This window comes from Cytobacillus firmus NBRC 15306, assembly GCF_001591465.1.
Lineage (GTDB): Bacteria > Bacillota > Bacilli > Bacillales > Cytobacillaceae > Cytobacillus > Cytobacillus firmus.
Genome location: NZ_BCUY01000210.1, coordinates 1 through 1416, shown reverse-complemented (window position 1 = coordinate 1416; position 1416 = coordinate 1). Strand labels below are relative to the sequence as shown.

Below are 1416 nucleotides of genomic sequence, written 5' to 3'. Positions count from 1 at the left end.
AGTCGAAAATGACATCCCGGTTATGATCCCAGATGATAATCTTCACATTACCATGGCCATGTTTCTTAAGGGATGGACCAAGATGATTTTTGATAAAATCCCGTTCTTCTTCACCTGTGTACAGGCAGCAGTCCCATACCTGCTTTGCTTCAGGTTCGTTCTGAATGGTGATTCCCCAGATGGGCACCCCTTCCTCTTCCATCGCCGCTATGTACTTCGAATAATACCGTCCCTCTGTGATTCAAGATTACTATTTATTAAACTCATGCCCTCGTTAATAAGTACATTCTTCTACAAAGAGAACAATTATATGTCGTTCGAATACGCAGTATCGTTGTACTGCGTAGCAACCCACTTCATAATTTGGTCACTAACTTAATCCACTTATAACCATCCAGCATTTATAACAGAATTTTTAGTAAGTATAATTAGATATAAGAGTCTACTTTTTGGGCTGGTCAAGTGCTTGGTAAGCTACCTGATACTTTCCTCCATCCGCAACTTCTGAATGGTACAAGGCCTTGAGGGCATTGTTTTTCTCAAGACCATGCTCAGCCTTCAGTTCTTTAAAGCGTGTATGGAGTTCTTTATTTTCCTTAATTAGTTGTTGCATTTGCGATTTTAAATACTTCAAAATATTTAGCTCCTTTCTGAATCTCTAAGTTTAGCTTAAATTTTACGTGAAATAACCTGTTTAAAAAGATCCCTAAATTGCTCCCGGTCTTCTGCTGTAAAAGGCTTTGGTCCCTTCGTTCGCTGTCCGCTTTTTCTAGCCATTGCACTTAAATAACGTGTTTGTAATAATTGGTCAATATTTTCATTTGTATATCTAAATCCTTTATGGTGGAGGACGATAATTCCTTTTGCTAAACCTAGTGACGCAAGACCATAATCTTGCGTCACGATAATATCTCCTTTTTCCACTAACTTCACAATCCGATAATCTGCAGCATCTGCTCCAGAATCAACATAAATGGTTTTCACTCCTGATGGCTGTTCTGCATTAGAAAAATGAGAAAAGCTTGTAACAAGGATAACCGGAATTTCAAAATCCCTTGCTTCTGCAATAATAATATCTTTCACCGGACAAGCATCTGCATCCACATAAATTTTCATCTTTCCCTCCTGTTAAAAAGTTCGACTTACTATTTAACTTAATCTTTTTCAACTATAAAATAGACTGGTGACTTTTGTTTTAAAATAATCAAGAGTTCTTCCTTTTGCTGTATTTTTCTATCCTCATATTATACTTTATAGAATTTTGTTGGCAAATGGTCGTTCAATGGCCTACAAAAAACGCAGGGACGGTTATAGTAATTACTATAGGTGCATTTATATTAAGACTTTTGCCGTATAAAGTCGCTAAAACTTTGTTATTTATTCTCGCTTTCATTTGTTTTTATTATAGTTATTATC

2 protein-coding genes and 1 pseudogene are annotated in these 1416 nt (G+C 36.3%); all 3 read right to left on the bottom strand.

Annotated features, from left to right (window positions below):
* Nucleotides 1–187, bottom strand: a pseudogene (locus BFI01S_RS21870) (glucosylceramidase); the annotation flags it as partial.
* A gap of 255 nt (nt 188–442) precedes the next feature.
* Nucleotides 443–634, bottom strand: coding sequence for a hypothetical protein (locus BFI01S_RS21865; protein WP_048008527.1), 192 nt, complete (start codon nt 632–634; stop codon nt 443–445).
* A gap of 35 nt (nt 635–669) precedes the next feature.
* Nucleotides 670–1116, bottom strand: coding sequence for a YaiI/YqxD family protein (locus BFI01S_RS21860; protein ID WP_061794443.1), 447 nt, complete (start codon nt 1114–1116; stop codon nt 670–672).
* Nucleotides 1117–1416: the final 300 nt, after the last annotated feature.